At 54.5% G+C, this 12,545-nt stretch carries 12 protein-coding genes; 1 reads left to right on the top strand and 11 read right to left on the bottom strand.

Translation table 11 applies throughout. The annotated features are described in order from the left end of the window. Positions 1–166: 166 nt before the first annotated feature. The 3 genes from G5B47_RS06145 to G5B47_RS06135 all read right to left on the bottom strand — a co-directional run bounded on the left by G5B47_RS06145 (position 167) and on the right by G5B47_RS06135 (position 2,224). Positions 167–397 (bottom strand): cold-shock protein, encoded by a 231-nt coding sequence (locus tag G5B47_RS06145; protein WP_025337121.1) that lies wholly within the window; start codon positions 395–397, stop codon positions 167–169. A 95-nt stretch (positions 398–492) separates the two neighbouring features. Continuing rightward, positions 493–693 (bottom strand): cold-shock protein, encoded by a 201-nt coding sequence (locus tag G5B47_RS06140; protein ID WP_025337122.1) that lies wholly within the window; start codon positions 691–693, stop codon positions 493–495. Between the two features lie 289 nt (positions 694–982). Beyond that, a complete protein-coding gene (locus G5B47_RS06135) occupies positions 983–2,224 on the bottom strand; it encodes a S1C family serine protease (RefSeq protein WP_165095684.1) in 1,242 nt (413 codons plus the stop codon). Between the two features lie 326 nt (positions 2,225–2,550). Here G5B47_RS06135 and G5B47_RS06130 point away from each other — a divergent pair, with 326 nt between their 5' ends. Further along, entirely contained in the window at positions 2,551–2,757 is a 207-nt protein-coding gene (locus G5B47_RS06130) for a hypothetical protein (protein ID WP_165095681.1), read from the top strand. Here the strand turns inward: G5B47_RS06130 and G5B47_RS06125 are convergent. The 8 genes from G5B47_RS06125 to G5B47_RS06090 form a co-directional block, all read right to left on the bottom strand. Continuing rightward, positions 2,726–3,532 (bottom strand): MBL fold metallo-hydrolase, encoded by an 807-nt coding sequence (locus G5B47_RS06125; protein WP_165095678.1) that lies wholly within the window; start codon positions 3,530–3,532, stop codon positions 2,726–2,728. The genes G5B47_RS06130 and G5B47_RS06125 overlap by 32 nt on opposite strands. A 32-nt stretch (positions 3,533–3,564) precedes the next feature. After that, positions 3,565–4,299 carry a two-component system regulatory protein YycI gene (gene yycI, locus G5B47_RS06120; RefSeq protein WP_025337126.1) on the bottom strand — a complete coding sequence of 245 codons (735 nt, stop codon included), beginning with the start codon at positions 4,297–4,299 and terminating at the stop codon, positions 3,565–3,567. Between the two features lie 23 nt (positions 4,300–4,322). Further along, entirely contained in the window at positions 4,323–5,615 is a 1,293-nt protein-coding gene (locus G5B47_RS06115) for a YycH family regulatory protein (RefSeq protein WP_165095675.1), read from the bottom strand. Next, complete coding sequence (gene walK, locus G5B47_RS06110) at positions 5,612–7,441, bottom strand: cell wall metabolism sensor histidine kinase WalK (RefSeq protein ID WP_165095672.1); 1,830 nt, start codon at positions 7,439–7,441, stop codon at positions 5,612–5,614. The genes G5B47_RS06115 and walK overlap by 4 nt, the downstream gene beginning before the upstream one ends. After that, complete coding sequence (yycF, locus tag G5B47_RS06105) at positions 7,441–8,172, bottom strand: response regulator YycF (RefSeq protein WP_025337129.1); 732 nt, start codon at positions 8,170–8,172, stop codon at positions 7,441–7,443. The genes walK and yycF overlap by 1 nt, the downstream gene beginning before the upstream one ends. Before the next feature lie 177 nt (positions 8,173–8,349). Next, positions 8,350–9,882, bottom strand: a complete 1,533-nt coding sequence (locus tag G5B47_RS06100) for a M23 family metallopeptidase (RefSeq protein ID WP_165095669.1) — start codon at positions 9,880–9,882, stop codon at positions 8,350–8,352. A 332-nt stretch (positions 9,883–10,214) separates the two neighbouring features. Further along, on the bottom strand, positions 10,215–10,874 hold the full coding sequence (locus tag G5B47_RS06095) for a hypothetical protein (protein ID WP_165095666.1): 660 nt from the start codon (positions 10,872–10,874) through the stop codon (positions 10,215–10,217). Between the two features lie 287 nt (positions 10,875–11,161). Further along, entirely contained in the window at positions 11,162–12,448 is a 1,287-nt protein-coding gene (locus tag G5B47_RS06090; RefSeq protein ID WP_165095664.1) for an adenylosuccinate synthase, read from the bottom strand. Between the last annotated feature and the right edge of the window lie 97 nt (positions 12,449–12,545).

Genomic DNA, 12,545 nt, shown 5'->3' with positions numbered 1-12,545 from the left:
TTTTAAGATGTGAAGTGTGATTTATGTCACATTTAATTCCACTTTTCCAACACAAAAATCAATAAATTTGTGACATTGATCACAAATTTTTCGACAAAAGCAAAAAAAAAGACGGTTATCCGTCTTTAAAGCTTATCGTTTGAAAATCTGTTTCTTTCTTTCACTATCAAGAAATGGAAATGTTCTTTTTCAACGATTTCGGATCGCTGCTTGAATTAATCAATTGCGGAAGCATTCGCATTCCCTGCTCCATCGGCGCATGGCACAGCGGGCAGGCAGGCGCATCCTCAAACGTAAAATTATCTCTCATCCACCCATTGCAGTCATCATTCGTGCAGGACCACACGGCCGTATTCTCTTCCGGGACTTCTTCCAGCGGTTTCTTCCGGTAGTTCATTGCCGTTCCCTCCATTCTTTAGGTGCAAGGTTGGTTTATGATTTAAAAAAAGACCGTCCCAACTATTGTCAAGCGGGGACGGTACTTGGGTTGATTTACAGTTTTACAACGTTCTCGGCTTGCGGTCCGCGGTTGCCTTGAACAACGTTGAATTCAACGCGTTGGCCTTCGTCCAGCGATTTGAAGCCTTCGCCGACGATTGCGCTGAAGTGTACGAATACGTCGTTTCCGCCTTCAACTTCGATGAAGCCAAAGCCTTTCTCTGCGTTAAACCATTTAACTGTACCTGTTTGCATGTTGTATGCCTCCAAAAATTGAAATTAACATGTTTCCTTTTATCTTTGAGCAAAGAAAAAATTCACACATTGAAAAAGGCTGCTCTTCCAACCTGACAACCCTTTTCAATGTGGAAATTCCAGGGTTCAAATTAAATTATGACTTTTATCATAGTACCACAACAAGACATCAAAGGCAAGCTAACAACCGGTAGCAAACCCATTTTTTTCCGATATAAGGCTAGCTCCCCAATCCAGCACAGCCAGCCTTATCTCGGTTCTTTAGTATTATATCCTGCAAATTCGGAATTTATTCTCCCGGTTTCTCTTCAAGCGTAATCGTAACTTCCTTCTCTACCCCGCCACGGTAGAAGGTGATTGCGAGCGGGTCGCCCACCCGGGTCTCATTGTACAAATATTTGCGCAGGCTCAGCGTGGAATCGATAGTCTGGCCATTAAATTTCGTAATAACATCATTCAGCTTGAGTCCCGCTTCCTTGGCCGGCCCGACGACATCGAGAACGACGACGCCTTCCTTGACGCTGCTCGGCAGCTTGAGCGCCTTGCGCTGGTCTTCGGCAAGCGGAACGTAAGGGTTGTTCAGATCCATCGAGTATACTCCCAGGTAAGAGCGGGCGATTTTCCCTTTCAGGACCAGTTCCTCCGCAATCTTGATGACATGGTTGGCCGGAATGGCGAACCCGAGGCCTTCTACGCCGGTATCGGAAATCTTCATCGTGTTGATGCCGATTACCCGGCCGTTCAAGTCGACGAGCGCTCCGCCGCTGTTGCCTTCATTGATGGCGGCATCGGTCTGGATAACCTCCTGCTCCCAGTCATAAACGCCGTCCTGGTTAAGGGATACCGGGATCGTGCGGTTCGTATAGCTCACGATGCCCGAAGTAAGCGTATCGCCAAGACCGAGCGGGTTGCCGATCGCGATCACCGTTTCCCCAAGCTGAAGCTTCGAGGAGTCTCCCAGCTTCGCAATGGTGTTGATCCCCGCCGCATCGATGGAAAGGACGGCTAGATCGCTGACCTTGTCCGCCCCCACAAGCTCCGCCTTGCGGGTTTCGCCGTCTACGGTAACAATCTCAAGCTTGCTCGCTCCGGAGATGACATGGTTGTTGGTGATGATAAACGCCTTGTCGTCGTTTTTCTTATAAATAACGCCTGAACCAAGCGCCGATTCGTCCAGCGTATTCTTCGCGCTCTCTTCTTTATGATTAATGATGCTGACCACCGCCGGACGGACGGCAGCCGCCGCCTTGATAATCCGGTCGTAAGGATCTCCGCTGCTTGGCGTGACATTTTGAATGAAGGCGGGCTGGGCTCCTTGTTGATGGGATAATTGGCCCGTAACCAGACTGAACAGCAGGACCGCAACGACCGCGCTGAACAAGGAGCAAAGCGCGGAAATTTGCAGTGTGGACAGTCTCAGCCGTCTGCTTCGGGCCGACCAGCCGCGTGGAACAGACCGCTGCTTTGAGACTTTTCGTTCTCTCCGTCTGGATACTTTCGTTGAATAGAAATCATCGTCAAACAGTCCCAACTTGTCATCCTCTCCCCTCATTAACTCGCGCCTTAAAGCGTGGGGCACCCTGCCCTGCAGCCCAATTCCTCATGTTATAGACTGCGTCATGCCCAGAAAGGTTTCGGCTATGCGCTCATTCACGGTAAAAAAGGCCTTTTTTCGCGCTCAAAACAGACTAAATCTCCTAACGGCGGAATACTTCGCAGCCTGTCCGACTATAATGCTAGTAATACTGACGGTTGGCCGCGCGCAATCGGACTGCTGTACTCCTCTATTGTAGCACAGCCCGAGCGGCAGCGCGTGTTTACCAAAATAAAAACAAAAACAGTGCAGGAGGCATGGCTATGGATTCATTTTCTTCCCATATGGATTTAGTGCAGTTCATCGGCAAGCTGGGCGATTTAAAAGACGAACACTATCATATGACGCTTGCTCTCAGCGCGGCCGTGGAACTTTTGATTGAAAAAGGGCTGATTACACGCAAGGAGCTGGAACGCAAAATGTCGGAGCTTGACCATCTTATGATTCGCTCACCGTATCCCATGGCGTAGGCTGATCGTAATACGTGTCGCAGAGCCGGAACTCGCTGTCTTTGTAGAAGCAGCCTCTGTCTTCCATCGCCCCCCGAACCGACATTCGCGCAAGGTCGATCATGTTATGATCCCGGCTTAAATGGGCCAGGTAGGTCCGCTTGGTGCGTCCCGTCAGAATCTCGCTTAGAGCCGCGCCCGCCGCATCGTTGGACAAATGGCCCATGTCGCCGAGGATCCGCCGTTTCGTATTCCACGGATAACGCCCCATCCGCAGCATCTCGATATCATGGTTGGCCTCCAGCACCAGTACATCGGCATCCGAAATCGCCGCCTTGACCTTATCGCTGACATAGCCGAGGTCCGTCGCCACACTAAGCTTGTCCTTGCCTTCATAGAAGTTATAGCCGACCGGCTCGGCGGCGTCGTGGGAAATGGCAAACGATTCGACCCGCAGGTCTCCAAAATCCTTGAATTGTCCCGTCTCCAGAATGATGCGGTTATGCTCTTCGATATTCCCGATCGACTTCTCCATTGCGCTCCATGTGCCGCTATTGGCGTAGATCGGCAGGCTATACTTGCGCGCAACCGCGCCGAGGCCCTTGATATGATCGGAATGCTCATGCGTGACGAGAATCCCGGCAATCTCCTCTCCCCTTAACTCGCGCATGGTCAGCAGCTCTTCGACCCGCCGCGCGCTCAGGCCGGCATCGATCATCAGCGTCGTCCCGCCTCCCCGTACAATCGTGGCGTTGCCGGTCGAACCGCTGGACAGCACCGTAAATGAAATCCCCATAGCTCCTGCTCCTTTTGTCGTAATCCAATTTCTCACTCTGATGTCTTGGGACTGATAATATCGGCGCTGATGCCGTTGACGTAATACGATTTGCCGTCCTCAAGCATGAACCGCCACATCGGCGCCGCCACCTGGCTCTCGGAATTGAACAATTCCCCGTAATAGCCGAGTTCAATTTCCTTCACCGCCGCGCCCTGCGGGAAAAACTTCTCGATCAGGCTCCCCAGCGCCTTGGAAGCCGGTAGCACCTTCTGCGCTTCGCCCTTTCCGCCTTCCCCCAGATCGATTTGCGGCCGGCGGTAAGCGACAATTTTCTGATTGTCGTAGATGAGCTCCAGTCTGACGCTGAACAGCGGCCATTTGCCGTCGACCAGCGGATGCAGCACGAACCTGCCGACCTCGCTTTCCAAAGGGTCGAACCGGTAGCTCCCGATGTCCGGAATTTGAGACTTCAGCTCTCCGCTCAGCTCGGTGAAGGAGAAGATCAGCTTGCTGTCGACCGGCCGGTCAAGCTTGACGGCTCCGCCGCCTTCCACGGCCGAATAACGGTAGGTCAAGTCGGGGAGCTCAGGCGTAGCCGCCGGAATGGGGCACAGAATGCGAATATCCTTCTGCTCCATGATCTGCTGGGTCGAATCGGAGAGAGAGGTGAAGTCAAGATTGGCGCTGACCTGCTCCCGCAGGTCAACCCAGAGCTGGTAGCACAGCAGCAGATTCAGCAGCAGAAATGAATAGATCAGCACATTTTTCGCTCTTCCCCAGTCCATGACTCTCCTCCTCTTCTCCTTGATTATTTCAGCGTAAGCGTGCTGCCGTCCCGGTACACGACCTTCCAGACGGGAACCAGCTCCAGCTTGTCTCCTTTGACCACCGGCTTATAGACCGGGTACAAATCACGGAGCGGCGAAGATTTGCCAACCTCGGCCAGCCGTTTTCGCAGGGCGTCCCCGCCGGGGAGGTCTACAATTCTTTTGGTACTCTGATCTTCCTTGCTGTACATTAAGGACCGCTCATAGGCCGTAACCGTTCCCTGCTGCAGTTGCAAATAGATGATTCCGTAATGCAGCTGCGGCTGATCGAGAACCGGGTAAGAGCCGTAGGGGTAAGAACCGTAATACTGCTGGAACGAAACGAGCCGATCCTGATCGTTCTCCCTGGCCGCCTCCAGCCGGTAAGTACCGTTCCAACCTCCATGCTGATTGACAAAATCGACGGCCTCCAGCACATCCTTGGCATCGGTGCTCTCGCCCGCCGGAAGTGCCGTAGGGTCGCTGTAGCTCATCCAGTTCCGCTCTTGATCGACCTGCAGGCTGCGCTTGCTGTCCGTATAGATTTCGGAGCCGTCTTTTTCCCGGATGTAGCGCGTGCTGCCCGCATCGAAGAACAAGCTGCTCTGCATCTGCTCTACCGTATACAGCCCGGAAGGCATCTCCGACGCTACCAGAGACAGGTTGTTCTCCGGAATGTAATAATCGCCGGTTAACGTAGTGTATGGCGTCCACGACTTTCCGAAATCGACATGCTGCTGCACGTCCTGCACGGTAAGATCGGCTTTGGCCGCCTCATACACGATATCTCCCCTTGTGCTGAAGAAAACGGCATGCGCCTTCGAATCACTCTTGGCGCTGTAAATCCAGACCCGGTCGATGCTTTCCCCCGAGAACAGGGAATCCGGAGAGAGCTGCATCACCCGCTGCAGCAGCGTTACGGGAATACCCGAACCGAACGATAGCTCGATGCCGGGATTCTCGCTGCGGATCTTGGCCCAGTCGAAATCCTGGACGGAGCGGCGCTGAAAGCTTTCGAAGCTGCGCCCCTTCAGCCGGTTCAGAATGAGGTTATAGAACGTCGAGCTCGGGTAGAACAGCGTATGCTTGTTGTTTCCGAGATGTATAATCATCTTGTCGGGGAACAGCAGATTTTCGACTTTTTCCTCCGGCCCCATGTTGTCTGTCTTGACATAGAGATTCTCGGAGAAGACCGCGGAATCGCTGCCCGGCAGACGGTAGATCAAATAATAACTCTCCACCAGGCTGCTCACGACGAGCAGCGCCAGAATCCATGATTTGATTCTTTCCTTCACGCCTGATCCCTCCTTTGCTTCTCCAGAGGCAGCGTAAAGGTGACCTTAGAGCCTTTGTTCAGCTCGGACTGCAGGGAGATGGTGCCCCCGTGCGCTTTAACAATTTCCCGGGCAATGGACAGTCCGAGTCCGGTTCCGCCCATATTCCGCGAACGCGCCTTATCCACCCGGTAGAAACGCTCGAAAATCCGTTCGATATCTTTCTTCGGAATGCCGATTCCGGAGTCGCGAACGGATATTTCCAGCATGCCTTCGGGATTGCGTCCCGCCTCCAGTCCGATGCTTCCGCCCTCTTGTGTATATTTCAGAGCATTGGACACCAGGTTGCCGAGCACCTGGTCGATCTGATCCCGGTCAAGCCAGGCCGTTGAGATGCCCCGGCGGATGACGATGCTGATGGAGATCCGCTTCTGCCGGATTTGGAAAGAGAAGCGGTCGGCCACATCCTCCAGCATCTCGGAAATGTCCGTCTCCTGATAGCGCAGCTGCGCTTCCCTGGAATCGAGCCGCGACAGGTGCAAGAGATCGGTGACAAGGCGGATCATCCGCTCTGTCTCGCTGCGGATGACGCCGACAAAGCGCCCTGCAAGCTGCGGGTCTTCCAGTGCACCGTCACCCAGCGCTTCCGCATAGCTCTTGATGGTCGTGAGCGGCGTCCGCAGCTCATGCGACACATTCGCCACAAACTCGCGGCGTGACGCCTCCAGATTCTCCTGCTCGGTGACATCCTGCAGCACCGCGATCGTTCCGGCGATTCCGCCCTCGCGGCGGTGGATCGGCGTGAACGTCACCCGCACGATGTTCGGTTCCTCCCCTTCGGCAGATTGCAGCCGAAGCATCGTCGACTGCGCGGTGCCGCCGGACAGGGCAAGCGTCTGGTCGCCTTCGAGACCGAGCAGCCGGACCAGCTCAAGCCCCCGGGGGAGCGGCTCTTCCGCTCCCAGCATGATAGACGCCCGGCGGTTCATCAGAATGACGCGGCCGGTTTCGTCCGCCGCCACCACGCCGTCGCTCATATTGGTCAGAATAGAGGCCAGCTTCTCCTTCTCTTCCTCGTTCTGGGCAAGTGCATCCCTCAGCCTGCCGGTCATATAGTTGAACGCCTTGCTGAGCTGCCCGATCTCATCATTGCCGAATATCGGCATTTTCCGGTCGAAGCTTCCTTCGGCGACCTCCTTGGCATGCCGGGTCATCTCTTTGATCGGCTGCGTGATCGTGTGGGCGAGGATAACGCCGAGCACGGCCGTCAAGGTGAGCGCCAGCAAAAGGCCGGAGATGAACACGCTGTTGATCCGGCCCATCGTCGCGTACAAATCCTTCATGTCGGCGGCGATGTAGATGGCCCCTACCACCTTGCCTCCCGACCATACCGGCTTGGCCACGACCTTTTTCCGCACATTGTCGTCGCCGATAATGTATTCCTCGTTGTCGCTGATGCCCTGCAGCGCGCGGCTGACCACCGTCTGTGTATTACGCCGCCCGACATAGTCGCTCTGCGACGGCACCGAGGTCGTAATGATTTTGCCGCTCGCATCAAGCACCTGAATTTCCGCGCCGCTGATGTACAGATTGTTGACCATGCCGCGCAGGCTGTCGACCGAGGACTGCTCGCTTGCTCCTCCGGCTTCGCTGCTGAATTTGTCGGCCGTCAGAATCGACAGCATTTCCGCCCGGGCCTTCAAATCCTTCGTGAAGTTGTCGGTCAGCGAATTCTTCATTGAGCTTACAAAATATACGCCGATCAGCTGCATCGCAATCAGAATCAGCAGCACGTAAATAATGATCAGCTTAGCCTGAATTGTCCGGAAAAAGGACATGACCTTCATCACAATCCTCCGTTTTTGGGACTGTGCATCAAATATCCGAGCCCGCGCCGCGTAAAGATATACTCCGGCTTGCTCGGGTTCTCCTCGATTTTCTCTCTCAGCCGCCGAATCGTCACATCAACCGTCCGCACGTCTCCGAAATACTCAAATCCCCATACCGCCTGCAGCAGATGCTCTCTCGTCATCACCTTGCCGGCGTTCCGGACCATGTAATAAAGCAGTTCGTATTCGCGGTGCGTCAGATCGAGCGGCTCCCCGCCCTTGTAGACAGTGTACATATCGGTATCTATAAACAAATCAAAATGGTGAATGCCCTGTTTGCCCTCATCCGGTCCGCTCGGCGTCTCGGCAGGGGCAGACTTGTGCTGGCGCCGCATTTGCGCCTTGACCCGGGCAAGCAGCTCGCGCGTGCTGAACGGCTTGGTGACATAATCGTCCGCCCCAAGCTCAAGGCCCAGCACTTTGTCGATCTCCCCGTCTTTGGCGGTCAGCATGATGATTGGCAGATCGAGATGGGCGGACCGCACCTCGCGGCAGACATCCATGCCGTCCTTGCCGGGCAGCATGAGATCAAGCAGCATGAGGTCGGGCCGTTTGGACAAGGCCAGATCAACGGCGCTGATGCCGTCAAAAGCGCAGATGACCTCATACCCTTCTTTTTCCAAATTAAACTTTAATATATCGGCAATTGGCTGTTCGTCATCGACTACCAAAATCGTTCCCATCCCCATAATCCACCATTTCACCCTTTTATCTTACTGGTAAGTTTCCTATTCATTTTACCATACCTGTCCGCACGTCACATCCTACGAAGTATGCAGACCCGCCTTGCAAGAGCGAAGACGGTGCCCGCTCCCCACAATAATGAAGCCGTCCGGGAACTCCCGGGCGGCTGTATTCAGGCTGTGCTATTGCAGATATTTCATCGGGTTCATGGCCGTGCCGCTTTTGCGGATTTCAAAATGAAGATGTGTGCCCGTGGAGCGGCCGGTGTTGCCCATGATACCGAGCTGGGAGTCCTGCTCCACCTTCTGGCCAACCGATACGGAAATTTTACTCAAGTGGCCGTAATAGGTCTCATATCCGTTACCATGGTTAACGATGACGACATTGCCGTAACCTTGCTGTACACCGGCAAAGCTTACCGTCCCGGCATCCGCCGCCTTGATCGTCCGGTTGCCGGAAACAAGGTCCACCCCTTTATGAAGCCGGCCCCAGCGTTCGCCGAAGGTACTGGAAATGACAGCGCCGGTTACCGGCCAGGCGAATGAGCCGGAAGCTTGGTGAGCGACCTTGGTTCCGCGGTATACAACTTCAGGCAGCGAGGCCCTGAGAACGGTCTGTCCCAGCCATTCCTCTCTGACAACTTCGCCGTTCTCCTTCGTCAGCCGGTACTGCATTTCCTTGAGCCCGGTCTGCCCGGGGCGAACGACCTTCGTCTTGCCCTTGGGCAGCAGCTCGCTCGTACGCACAATGACTTGGGGTTCCGTCACGATCCGCTCCGTCGCCTTCTCCTTCGTTACAACGGTAATCGGCGGCTGCGGAACGGTCAGCTTAAGCTCATCCCCGATCTGCAGCGTCAGTTCCTTCACATCCGGGTTGTTCCGGAAGATCTCCTTCTGCGTGATTCCATAACGGCTAGCAATGTTCGAAACCGTGTCACCTTCCTGAACCGTATAAAGGAGCGGCGCCTCCACGCCCTCGGTCAGTGCCTTGATTGCTTCCTCTGCGTCCATGACCTTGTTCGGATCGGCCTTTACCGGCAAAATCGACAGCGGCTCGCGTATATCCGCCGACTCAACCTTATCCCCGGATGAAGCCGAACCCGATAACGCGGCCGTCTGTTTCAGCTGCGGAGCACCGGAGGCTTTCTTCTCCCCCGATATGTAGTGGGCTTTTACTCCCTGGAGCACGGCACTGGCCGTTTCCTGGTCTTTCACGATGCCGACGGCCTTTCCGTCTACGACCAGCTGAACGCCAACCGCATAGGCCTTAAGCAAGCCGTCCAGCTTGTCTATCGTTCCTTCGTTATCAATAACCGGCTTATAGCTGCGGGCCGCCTTCGTAGTAATGCCGTCCGTCTGTAGAACCATTACCTCATCCGGGTATTTCTCCTGATACGCTTGCCTCTTCTCCTCAAACAACGTATTAAGCCGGTTCTTATCCGATAGCGTCCCGATTTCCTTGCCGTGCAGCAGTACGCGGTAATAGACATCCGTATTTGCTTCCACATATTGCTTGTGCGCCCCGATGATCGAAACGGTCAGCAGCGCAACTCCGGCAGTTGCCGTAAGCCAGGTGAGGCGCCGACGCCGACGCGAATTTTGTATTACCCGAGCGTTCACCATGCCTTCCCCGGCATCGGCTCTCCCTCCGGCTACGGATGCGGGAGCTTTTCCCTTAAGCTCCTTCAGCCCGCGTATTAACTTTAAACCCTTCATGAAACTCTCCCTTTCAGCCTGGTCCCCGGACTGCCAAGCAGCCGGATCTATGGTATGACCGATTCATCTATATTTGCCGACAATATATCCTGAATGAATAAAAATACAATTTTGATCACATGGCAAAAGTTACAAAAAATTAACCTTTTCCGGTCCCTGTTAACTTTACCATAGCCTGCGGAAACATTTCAACTATACTGAGCGGATCACCCTGATCCATATCCACGCAAAAAACGCCGTCCCCTCTACGCCCGCAAGCGCTCTGGAACAGCGTCTTTTCCTGAAAAAGGCAATCGTTTTAACCCGGATTCCGCGATAGGGAGTCTGTTTCTTTACTGCCCGCCCGTGCCGGGAGTCAGGATCTTCATCAGCTTGTTATATTCTTCCGTGGTTACGTACTTGGAAATAATTGACTGGATCTCCGTCACTTCCTGTTCCGTTAGCCCGCCCTCCATGGCGGCGGAAATCTTCTGCATTTCCTCTTGAGGAACCTTATTCATTAATATGTTAAAAATATTCACTTTTTCCGCAGAGGGCAGATTATCCTTCAAATCCTTCATCGCTTCCGGGGTCATGACCAACTGCTGGTCCTGCGTGCCGCTCTGATCCTCCGAAGCTGCCTCGCCCATGACGGGCAGCGCGTTATCCGGCATCTTGTCTTCCGCGGCGTTTCCGCTGCTGTCCGTCGTCGCCGCCGGAACCGTTTCCTTTGTGTCCCCAGTGCCGGTCGGATTGCCCCCGCCCGAAGGATTGACCGAAGCCGCGCGGTTATCCTGTGCAGCCGGTTCCTTGAAGGTTGGCTTTCCGCTTGTCCCCAGAAGGCTGCTCAGCATTCCCCCGAACCCGGGGGCAGGCAGGTCGGCCTTAAGGCCGAGCCCGGACATGACCGACTGAACATATGCGTTGACGATCACGCCAGTTGTCAGTATGGACAGACTGCTGGCCAGGACGACAATCAGACATACGCCGAGCGCGCGTTTAACCCATTTCATTCCCATCTCTCCCTTACATGAGTGCATTCTGTCTCCCGCTTGCATCCCATTCAGAACTTTGGGCTGCTATCTTTCCAGTATTGACCAATATGGGCGCCGGGAAACGTTCATCGGCTCATTCATGCGGAAGTTATGGGGCCGCCCCCCCGAGCAAACGGGCCGTCTTGCGCGAAATCGGCACACGCGAAAAAACCGCAGAAAGCCATAGCAGGCTCTCTGCGGTTCTTACATTCAGCATTACGCAGGATGCTCGAATAAGCGTATCATTCGCTTGGTCTTGCCGTTTACTACTCGTAAATTGGAAGGACTTGGTTCGTCTGGTTGCGGTTGCGTCCGACCGAGAAGATCGCAATCGGAATACCTGTCAGCTCGGACACGCGCTCTACATATCTGCGTGTGTTCTCTGGCAGGTCTTCCAGCGTCTTGGCCGACGTGATATCCTCATCCCAGCCCGGCAGCTCTTCATAGACCGCTTCGCACTCGGCCAGCATTTTCAGGCTGGCTGGGTAATGGGTAATTACCTCTCCGCGGTATTTGTAGCCGGTACAGATCTTGACCGTCTTCAGGCCGCTCAGCACGTCCAGCGAATTCAGCGACAAGCCGGTCAGGCCGCTGACACGGCGGGCATGGCGGACAACGACGCTGTCGAACCAGCCAACGCGGCGCGGACGTCCGGTAACCGTACCGTATTCATGACCAGTCTCGCGGATCAAATCGCCGATTTCATCGTTCAGCTCGGTCGGGAACGGACCGTCGCCGACACGCGTCGTATACGATTTGGCCACCCCGATGACCTGCTTGATCTTCGAAGGCCCTACGCCGGAGCCGATGCAGACACCGCCTGCGGACGGATTGGAGGACGTTACGAATGGATAGGTTCCTTGGTCGATGTCGAGCATAACGCCTTGAGCGCCTTCGAACAGCACCTTAGTGTTCGCATCGATGGCGTCGTTCAGCACGACCGAAGTGTCCGTCACATAGCGGCGCAGTACTTCCGCATACTCCAGATACTGCTTCAACGTCTCTTCCACATCAAGCGGCTCTCCGCCATATACTTGGGTGATGACCTGATTCTTCTCATTCATCAAATGACGCAGCTTGAGCTCGAATTCTTCGGCATCCATCAAATCGGCGATCCGGATGCCGTTGCGAGCCGCTTTGTCCATATAAGCCGGACCGATGCCCTTGCGGGTCGTGCCGATTTTGTTCGGGCCCTTGCGATCTTCCTCGAGCGCATCCAGCACCATGTGATAAGGCATAATAACGTGGGCGCGGTCGCTGATAACCAGGTTGTCCGTATCAAATCCGTTCTCGTGGATATAATTGATTTCTTCAATAAGGGCGGCCGGATTGATCACCATGCCGTTGCCGATGACACAGGTCTTTTCTTTATAGAAGACGCCCGACGGAATCAGGCTGAGCTTGAATTTCTTGCCGTCAATCAGAATCGTGTGGCCGGCATTGTTGCCCCCTTGATAGCGGGCGACCACATCCGCGCTCTCTGCCAGAAAGTCCGTGATTTTGCCTTTGCCTTCGTCTCCCCATTGTGTTCCCACAACGACTACCGTTGACATGTTCATTCCTCCGTAGGTGCTGCCATAAGCACCATTATTTTTCTTAATAGGGCTCTGTACTATACGTTATGTACGCAGCCCTGACGGACGCTTTAGA

This window comes from Paenibacillus apii (assembly GCF_011043685.1).
GTDB classification, from domain to species: Bacteria; Bacillota; Bacilli; order Paenibacillales; family Paenibacillaceae; genus Paenibacillus_AQ; species Paenibacillus_AQ sabinae.
This window is presented reverse-complemented; position numbering and strand designations above follow the sequence as displayed.

Coding starts and splice junctions, on each gene's coding strand:
- yycI (WP_025337126.1), bottom strand. CDS start 4,299: ATGGACTGGGGAAGAGCGAAAAATGTGCTGATCTATTCATTTCTGCTG.
- walK (WP_165095672.1), bottom strand. CDS start 7,441: ATGAAGGTCATGTCCTTTTTCCGGACAATTCAGGCTAAGCTGATCATT.
- G5B47_RS06095 (WP_165095666.1), bottom strand. CDS start 10,874: ATGAAATGGGTTAAACGCGCGCTCGGCGTATGTCTGATTGTCGTCCTG.
- G5B47_RS06130 (WP_165095681.1), top strand. CDS start 2,551: ATGGATTCATTTTCTTCCCATATGGATTTAGTGCAGTTCATCGGCAAG.
- yycF (WP_025337129.1), bottom strand. CDS start 8,172: ATGGGGATGGGAACGATTTTGGTAGTCGATGACGAACAGCCAATTGCC.
- G5B47_RS06125 (WP_165095678.1), bottom strand. CDS start 3,532: ATGGGGATTTCATTTACGGTGCTGTCCAGCGGTTCGACCGGCAACGCC.
- G5B47_RS06145 (WP_025337121.1), bottom strand. CDS start 397: ATGAACTACCGGAAGAAACCGCTGGAAGAAGTCCCGGAAGAGAATACG.
- G5B47_RS06140 (WP_025337122.1), bottom strand. CDS start 693: ATGCAAACAGGTACAGTTAAATGGTTTAACGCAGAGAAAGGCTTTGGC.
- G5B47_RS06100 (WP_165095669.1), bottom strand. CDS start 9,882: ATGAAGGGTTTAAAGTTAATACGCGGGCTGAAGGAGCTTAAGGGAAAA.
- G5B47_RS06090 (WP_165095664.1), bottom strand. CDS start 12,448: ATGTCAACGGTAGTCGTTGTGGGAACACAATGGGGAGACGAAGGCAAA.